At 64.7% G+C, this 8,408-nt stretch carries 5 protein-coding genes and 1 pseudogene; 3 read left to right on the top strand and 3 right to left on the bottom strand.

Translation table 11 applies throughout. From position 1 onward, the window contains the following. Nucleotides 1-11 precede the first annotated feature (11 nt). Nucleotides 12-2,723 (top strand): annotated as a pseudogene (locus AB7F49_RS25195) ([protein-PII] uridylyltransferase); the annotation flags it as partial. A 104-nt stretch (nucleotides 2,724-2,827) separates the two neighbouring features. Here the strand turns inward: AB7F49_RS25195 and AB7F49_RS25190 are convergent. After that, nucleotides 2,828-3,013, bottom strand: coding sequence for a hypothetical protein (locus AB7F49_RS25190; RefSeq protein WP_428527498.1), 186 nt, complete (start codon nucleotides 3,011-3,013; stop codon nucleotides 2,828-2,830). Between the two features lie 234 nt (nucleotides 3,014-3,247). Here AB7F49_RS25190 and AB7F49_RS25185 point away from each other — a divergent pair, with 234 nt between their 5' ends. After that, entirely contained in the window at nucleotides 3,248-5,446 is a 2,199-nt protein-coding gene (locus tag AB7F49_RS25185) for a transglycosylase domain-containing protein (RefSeq protein WP_428527496.1), read from the top strand. Nucleotides 5,447-5,566: 120 nt separating this feature from the next. Further along, nucleotides 5,567-6,103 carry a hypothetical protein gene (locus tag AB7F49_RS25180; protein ID WP_428527494.1) on the top strand — a complete coding sequence of 179 codons (537 nt, stop codon included), beginning with the start codon at nucleotides 5,567-5,569 and terminating at the stop codon, nucleotides 6,101-6,103. Here the strand turns inward: AB7F49_RS25180 and AB7F49_RS25175 are convergent. Together AB7F49_RS25175 and AB7F49_RS25170 are read right to left on the bottom strand one after the other, a co-directional pair. Then, nucleotides 6,081-7,295 (bottom strand): multidrug effflux MFS transporter, encoded by a 1,215-nt coding sequence (locus tag AB7F49_RS25175; RefSeq protein WP_428527492.1) that lies wholly within the window; start codon nucleotides 7,293-7,295, stop codon nucleotides 6,081-6,083. The two genes, AB7F49_RS25180 and AB7F49_RS25175, sit on opposite strands and share 23 nt — an antisense overlap. A gap of 21 nt (nucleotides 7,296-7,316) precedes the next feature. Continuing rightward, nucleotides 7,317-8,159 (bottom strand): M48 family metallopeptidase, encoded by an 843-nt coding sequence (locus tag AB7F49_RS25170; RefSeq protein WP_428527490.1) that lies wholly within the window; start codon nucleotides 8,157-8,159, stop codon nucleotides 7,317-7,319. Between the last annotated feature and the right edge of the window lie 249 nt (nucleotides 8,160-8,408).

Raw genomic sequence — 8,408 nt, 5'->3', positions numbered from 1 at the left:
CCGCGGCCTAGTCCGGGCGCGAAAGCGAAATGCGCACGGCGGTGGCGCAGTTCATGAAAGGCGAGCTTTCTCGCGGGCGCGAAAAGGCCGAGCAGCTCCTGCAAAAGGATCGGCATGGACGCCGCTGCGCTGAACGGCTTTGCGCGATGCAGGATGAGGTGATCCGCGTCCTGTTCGAATTTGCCGGGAAGTGGCTTTACCCCTCCGAGAACCCGTCGGAGGCCGAACGCATGGCGGTGGTCGCGACCGGCGGCTACGGCCGGGGTCTGCTGGCGCCGGGCTCGGACATCGACCTCCTGTTCGTGCTGCCTTACAAGCAGACGGCGTGGGGAGAATCGGTCGCCGAAGCGATCCTGTATTGCCTCTGGGACATGGGGCTGAAGGTCGGACACGCAACGCGATCGGTCGACGAATGCGTGCGTCAGGCCAAGGCCGACATGACGATCCGCACCGCAATTCTGGAATCCCGCTTTCTGAACGGCGATCGCGCGCTTTTCGACGAACTGGTGGCGCGCTTCGACCGCAATGTGGTGCAGGGCACCGCGGCTGAATTCGTAGCGGCCAAGCTCGCGGAACGCGAAGAGCGGCTGCGCCGGGCCGGCCAGTCGCGCTACCTGGTCGAGCCCAATGTCAAGGATGGCAAGGGCGGCCTGCGCGACCTGCATACCCTGTTCTGGATCGGCAAATACGTCTACCGCGCCCGCAACGTGGAAGACCTCGTCGATCACGGGGTGTTCGACCACGACGAGTTGAAGCTGTTCCGGCGCTGCGAGGAGTTTCTGTGGTCGGTGCGCTGCCACATGCATTTCGTTACCGGCCGTGCGGAGGAGCGCCTGTCGTTCGACATCCAGCGCGAGATCGCGGTCAGGCTGGGCTATACCGAGCATCCCGGCTTGCGGGATGTCGAGCGTTTCATGAAGCACTATTTCCTGACCGCAAAGCATGTCGGCGATCTCACCGCCATCCTGTGCGCGGCGCTGGAAGCCAATCACACCAAGCCTGCGCCAATGCTCGGGCGCATGATGACGCGCTTGCGTCCGAATGCCGGCCGCCGCGCGCTCAGCGAATCCGACGATTTCATCGTCGACAACAACCGCATCAATATCGCCAAACCGGACGTATTCGCGCGCGATCCGGTCAATCTGATACGGATTTTCTATCTCGCGCAGAAGCACAATCTGGCGTTCCACCCGGATGCGATGCGAACCGCCGCGCGGTCGCTGTCATTCGTCAGCAAGGAGCTGCGCGAGACACCCGAAGCCAACCGGCTGTTCTTCGAGATCATGACCTCGCACCATGATGTCGAAACCGTGCTGCGGCGCATGAACGAGGCGGGCGTGCTTGGCGCGTTCGTGCGCGCTTTCGGCCGCGTGGTCGCGATGATGCAGTTCAACATGTATCATCATTACACGGTCGACGAACACCTGATCCGCTGCATGGGAGTGATCTCCGAGATCGAGGCCGGCGCCAACGACGAATACGGGCTTGCCAACGAACTCGTGAAGAAGCTGTCGCCGCGACAGCGTTCGCTGCTTCGCATCACCTTGTTTCTGCACGACATCGCCAAGGGGCGGGTCGAGGATCATTCGGTGGCCGGCGCGCGGGTCGCGAGACGGTTTTGTCCGCGCCTCGGGCTCAGCAACGCCGAGACCGAGACCGTCGCCTGGCTGATCGAGAATCACCTTGTCATGTCCACCGTCGCGCAATCGCGAGACCTGTCGGACCGCAAGACCATCGAAAATTTCGCCGCGATCGTGCAGTCGCTCGACCGCCTCAAACTTCTGCTGGTGCTCACCACGGCCGATATCCGCGCAGTCGGGCCCGGCGTATGGAACGGCTGGAAGGCGCAACTCCTGCGCACGCTGTATTACGAGACCGAACCGGTGCTGACCGGCGGTTTCTCGGAGGTCAATCGGGAACGGCGCGTGGCCATAGCGCAGGCCGAGTTCCGCGAAGCGATGCGGGACTGGCCGGTCCAGGAGATCGACGGCTATATCGCGCGGCATTACCCGGCCTATTGGCTCAAGGTTGACCTGCCACGCAAGATCGCTCACGCGCATTTCCTGCGCGATGCCTGGAGCGCCGGACGCACACTTGCCAGCCAGGTTTCGTTCGATGCCGCGCGCGGCGTAACCGAACTCACCGTGATCGCGCCCGACCATCCGCGGTTGCTTTCGATCATTGCCGGCGCCTGCGCGGTCGCGCACAGCAATATTGTCGACGCGCAGATCTACACCACCACCGACGGGCTTGCGCTTGACACCATCTCGCTGACGCGTGAATTCGAGCATGACGAGGATGAGGGACGACGCGCAGGCAGAATCGCCGACACCATCGAGAAGGCGCTGCGCGGCGAGATCAAGCTGCCGGACATCGTCGCGCGCCGCGCGCCGAAGGGCCGACTGAAAGCCTTCGCGCTCGAGCCGGAGGTCAATATCAACAATGAATGGTCAAATCGCTACACGGTGGTGGAGGTCACGGGCCTTGACCGGCCGGGATTGCTCTATGAGGTGACCGCGACCATCTCGAAACTCTCGCTCAATATCACGTCGGCGCATGTCGCGACCTTCGGCGAGCGCGTGGTCGACGTGTTCTATGTCACCGACCTGCTCGGCGCGAAAATCGCCTCACCCACGCGGCAAGCCGCCATCAAGCGTGCACTGCTCGCGCTGTTTTCCCAACCCGCTTCGGCCGAGGCCGGCAAGGCAGCCGCCTCGCGTTGAGGATGGTCGCCGGGGACCCGAATTCCGCCAGCGAGATGACGCCGGACGAAAAAGGGCGCCGAAACAACCGCTTCGGCGCCCGTGAGAGATTGGCTGCGTCCGGATTACTTCTTGGGCGCGGGCTTCGCGACCCAGATGCTCTGCCACGCATAATACGGCTGCATCGACAGATTGTAGACGAACTTCTTGCCGGCCGCGTTCGGGTCGGCTGGAGCCTTGGCCTTTTGTGCGAGAGCGGCCGTTGGTGCGGCGGCGATAGCAAGAGCAAGCAGCAGAGCGCCTTTGCGCATATCGAAATTCCCCAGAGTTTGAACCACCGGTCAGCCCGGTCGCCTGCGGATCATGCACAAAAGATGCGGGTTGAGAATGCGGAAAGCCCTGTTTTCCCGGCGCTTGGTCGCGTTGCGCCGATGCGTCGCAAGCGCGCAACAAGCCCTTAACCCACCCTTAAACCGGGTCCCGTAGCGTCGATCGCCGATCCGCACGGCGGCGACCGTCGGCGGCTATCCGGCGGGGGGAGCGCTGTGGGGCGGAAGGGCAAGTCCGTACGCCGCGAGCCAAAGTTCGACGTCGGCGTCCCCAACCGCGAGTTGCGCGCTGATCCGAACGAACGGCTTGCTGCAAGCGAGGACTGCGAACGTCGCGGCAGGAAGCCCGCGACGCAGCGTCGCGTCGCGAAGCCGCTTCCACAAAAGTCGCAACCGTCACACAAGAAGAGCTCCGGCCGGCAAGGCCGCCGCCGTTCGGCGCTGGGACGCCTGGTCTATTGGAGCGTCGTGCTGGCGCTCTGGGCCGTGATTGCCGGCGTCGGTCTGGTCGCCTGGGTTGGCGCTCATATGCCGGCGATCCAGTCGCTGGAGGTGCCCAAGCGGCCGCCTTCGATTCAGATCGCCGGCACGGACGGACGCATCCTCGCGGTCCGCGGCGACAGCGGGGTATCGGCCAAATTGCGGGAATTGCCGAAGCACGTGCCGCAGGCATTCATCGCGATCGAAGACCGGCGGTTCGATTGGCATTTCGGGGTGGACCCGATCGGCATCGCGCGCGCCGCAATCACGAACCTGCTGCATCGCGGCGTGTCGCAGGGCGGCTCCACGATCACACAGCAGCTCGCCAAGAACCTGTTCCTGACCCAGGAGCGAACCTTCTCGCGCAAGATTCAGGAGCTTGTGCTGGCATTGTGGCTCGAACGCAAATTCACCAAGAACGAGATTCTCGAACTCTATCTGAACCGCGTCTATTTCGGCGCCGGCGCCTACGGGGTCGAGGCCGCCGCACAGCGCTATTTCGGCAAGCATGCGCGCGAGATGAATTTGTCCGAAGCGGCGATGCTTGCGGGCCTGGTCCGCTCGCCCTCGCGGCTCGCGCCGACCCGCAATCCGAATGGCGCCGAGCGGCGCGCACAGGTGGTGCTCACCGCGATGTCGGATGCGGGATTCATCAGCGACAAGGCGGCTGCGACAGCGATCGCACAGCCTGCGCATGCGCTGAAACAGCGGACGACGGGCTCCATCAATTACGTCGCCGACTGGATCATGGATGTGCTGGACGACCTGATCGGTCGGGTCGAGGACGATATCGTGGTCGAGACTTCGATCGATCCGGCGCTTCAGCTTTTCGCCGAGCAGGCATTGTCGGAAGAACTTGCGATGCGCGGCGGCAAGCTTGGCGTCGAGCAGGGCGCGATCGTGGCGCTGTCGCCTGACGGGGCCGTCCGCGCCATGGTGGGCGGTCGCGACTATTCCGAAAGCCAGTTCAACCGCGCGGTGGCGGCGAAGCGCCAGCCCGGCTCCGCGTTCAAGCCTTTCGTCTATCTTACCGCGCTGGAACGTGGACTGAACCCGCAGACGGTGCGGGAGGATCGGCCGATCGTCATCAAGGGCTGGAGACCGGAAAACTACACGCGCGAGTATTACGGCCCGGTCACGCTCACTCAGGCGCTCGCAATGTCGCTCAATACGGTGTCGGTGCGGCTGACGCTCGAATTCGGCCCGACCGCGGTGACCCGCACGGCCCATCGCCTTGGCATCGCCTCCAAGCTCGAACCCAATGCCTCGATCGCGCTCGGCACCTCCGAGGTCTCGGTGCTCGAAATGGTGTCGGCATTCGCGACCTTCGCCAATAACGGCATGGCGATCACGCCGCATGTGGTCGAAAGCATCCGCGGCAAGGACGGCAAGGTCCGCTATCAGCGCCGCCCGCAAAGCCTCGGCCAGGTCGTCGAGCCGCAATACGTCGCGATGATGAATGCGATGATGCAGGAGACGCTTGCGACCGGCACCGGACGCAAGGCCGACCTTGGCGGCCGACCGGCTGCCGGCAAGACCGGCACCAGCCAGGATTTCCGCGACGGCTGGTTCATCGGCTACACCGCGCAGCTCATAACCGGGGTATGGCTTGGCAACGATGATTCCTCGCCGACGAAAAAAATGACCGGGGGCGGACTGCCGACCGAAATCTGGGCGCGCTTCATGAAGAATGCCCATCGCAATGTGCCGGTCGCGAGCCTGCCCGGCGTGCATGGCGGCATCACGCTGCCCTATCCCGGCATGCAGGCAGAAACGTATGGGCATGGCGCCCCGCTCTCGCATCCGGCACCGCCCCGTTCGATCGGCGCGCCGGTGCCGCCCGGTTCGATCCCGGGGCGCGCGCAGCCGGCAGCCGCGAGCCGCGGCGACGGGATGGATAGCTGGCTGCTCGACCGGTTGCTGGGGCGCCGGTGAGGCCTTTTCCATCGAGGCGGAGGCCGCCCGGAGATTGTCACCGGCATTGATTGCGGCAAGAATGTAGACCCCTCGGCCTTTGACAATCCGGTCCCAGTCTACAGCCAATCGTGAACCGCAATGCTCAGCCCGCTTTCCGGCATCGCCGCACTTGCTTTCATCCTCCTTCCGCACGTCGCCCTCGCGCAAACCACGCACGGCGCGGCGGCGGCCGGCATTCAGAAGCGCGGCAGCACCAGCCATGTGTCCATCGGCACAGGCGGCGGCAGCTCGCCCGAGATCGCGCGCAAGAACGCGATGGAATCCTGCATGAAGGGCGAGCCTCGCAATTTTCCCTGCCGGATTGTCAGCAACTGGCAATTTGGCGGCTGCGGATTCATCGCCACCGGCACCGGCCGCAAGAACAGCGGACTGGTGGGCTGGGGGAGCGGCGCCACACGCGAGGCGGCACGCGCCAAGTGCCTGTCGGCCAAAGGCATCGTCAGTTGCGACAAGGTCATCGGCTTCTGCAGCAAGACGAAGGCGGAAGCCGATGCCGAGAACAAACGTCTTGAAACGCTGGAGAAAATGCAGAAGGAGCTCGAAGAGGAACTGGAGGAACTGGAGGAGCTTGAAAAGGAACTTGACGAAGCGATCAAGAAGGGGAAACGCAGCTAGCTGATGGCGATCGCCTGGCGCGCTGCAGCAGCAACCACAGCAGCAGCACCAGCAGCGCCATCGCCAGCACCGCGAGCGCGGCCGGCCATGCACCCGACGCGATCTTCGACACCACCCACGCGCTGAGAATTGCCGCGCTCACCTGCGGCGCAAATCCGAGCAGCGATGACGCGGCACCGGCGCGCCCGGCCGCGCAGGACAGCCCGCCCGCGATCGCCTGCGGAAACAACAGGCCAAAGCCGACCAGATTGATGCCGACCGCGACCGTTGCCGGGATCACCGTGTCGAAGTCCATCGCAACCGCGCCGCAGATGGCGAGCGCTCCGGCCAGCATCACCATGGCGCCCATGCCCATGGTGCGGATGATGCCCGCGCGCACCACGATCCGGGTTGCGATCATGGTTCCGATCAGATAGCCGACCGCACTGGCAGAGATCGACAGCGACATCAAAAACGGCGTCAGGCCGAAGCGGTTGTGATAGATGAACGGCATCGCCGCGAGCCACGCGATCAGTCCGGTATACGACGCCGCGCCGATCATCAGATACAGATTGAAATCCCGGATGCGGACGAGGTCGCGGTATCCCGCGAGCATCGACGACAGCGACATCCGTTCGTCCGGCTTTTCGGCGAGCGTCTCGGGCAGCTTGCGCGCGACCGTCACCGTGAGCGCAAGCCCGAAGGCGAGCAGCGCGGCGAAGGCGGAGCGCCAGCCAAACAGCGCGTGCAGCCCGCCGCCGATCAGCGGCGCCGAAACCGGACCGAACGCCATGACGAGGCCCATCATCGACAATTCCTTGCCGGCCCGCGCCCCGCTGTAGAAGTCGCGCACCACGGCGCGGGCCAGCACGATCGCGCCCGAGCCGCCGAAAGCCTGCAGCACGCGCGCGCCGATCAGCACTTCGATCGTGGGCGCAACGGCGCAGATGAGGCTGCCGAGGCAATAGCAGGCCAGCGCCACAAGGAGCCCGGATCGACGACCATACCAGTCCGAGATCGGGCCATAGCCGATCTGTCCCAGCGCGAAGCCGACGAGATAGGCCGACAGCGTGAGCTGCACCTGCGATGGCGAGACCCCGAAAGCGCGGCCAATATCGGGCAGTGTCGGCAGATAGAGATCGGTGGAGAGCGGCGCGAGCGCGGTCAATGCAGCAAGCAGCGCCGTGAGCGCAAACGTATCGGGCTTCAACATCGGCTGAGAGCGGCGTCTCGTCTAACGCCGTGCGCGGCGCCTTCCACTCACCGGAACGTCCGGCTCGATCCGGACGCGCGGCAAGCCATAGCGGTGAAGCTCGGTGCCATACATGTCAAGCCACGCTTTTGCACGCCTCACATTCGGGCAGAGGCGATCCACCAGCCGCCAGAACCGCGGCGAGTGATTCATCTCGACCAGATGGGCGACCTCATGGGCGGCAAGATAATCCAGCACGAACGATGGCGCGAGAATGAGCCGCCAGGAATAGGACAGCACGCCCGTGGTCGAGCAGGAGCCCCAGCGGCTCGACGGATCGCGGATCGAGACATGCTTCACCGCGACCCCCAGCCGCTCGGCGAAGGCGCGGCTGGCGCGCTCGAGATCGTTCTTGGCCTCGCGGCGCAGGAAATCGCCGACCCGGCGGTCGACATGGGGCGCCTCGCCGGCGACGCAGAGCCTGCGCTCGCCGTCGTCGGCGATCTCGGTCCACACCGTGCCGCGCGCGCCCTGTCGATGCACGATCCGGTGCGGCTGCCCGCGCAGCGGAACGATCGCGCTGTGCGCGAACGGCTCGGCCTTGGGCAGACGGTGCAGCCGCGAAGCGATCCAGCCGCCGTGCTTCTGGGCGAATTCCTTCGCCTCCTTCAGACAACCGCGCGGCGGCATGGTCAGCACCACCTCGCGGGTGGCGGCCTGAATCCGCAGGGTGTAGCGGCGCGCCTGCCGGTGACGGCGCACCCGCACCAGATAGATATTCTTGTCGTGGACGACCTGAATCGCCTTCGGTTCGGTTGGCCGCCGGTACAGGAGCGCGCGGAGCGTCATGTCACCCTCGACTGCTTCGGCCTGCCAGTGTGCCATAGACCGGTTGCCAAACATCCCCTCCGGCAAAAAATAAAACAGACGCTTGCTGAGGTATGAGACGACGCCGCAGACGCCAGATGTTGATTGAAAGAGTGGATTTATATTCATTTCTTAGCGTGGCGAAGGCCGATCCCGAATTCACTTTTTCATGCGGCCGCGAATCATCGGCGCCGCGATGCTTTTCAGCATCCGGGTTGGCGGGGGCTGACGCAAACCGGAAACCTCCGGTCTGCAGGAGAGGGGCGG

This window comes from Pseudorhodoplanes sp. (assembly GCF_050250235.1).
Classification (GTDB): Bacteria; Pseudomonadota; Alphaproteobacteria; order Rhizobiales; family Xanthobacteraceae; genus Pseudorhodoplanes.
The sequence above is the reverse complement of the archived record's forward strand: the minus strand, read 5'-3'. Positions and strand labels throughout refer to the sequence as shown.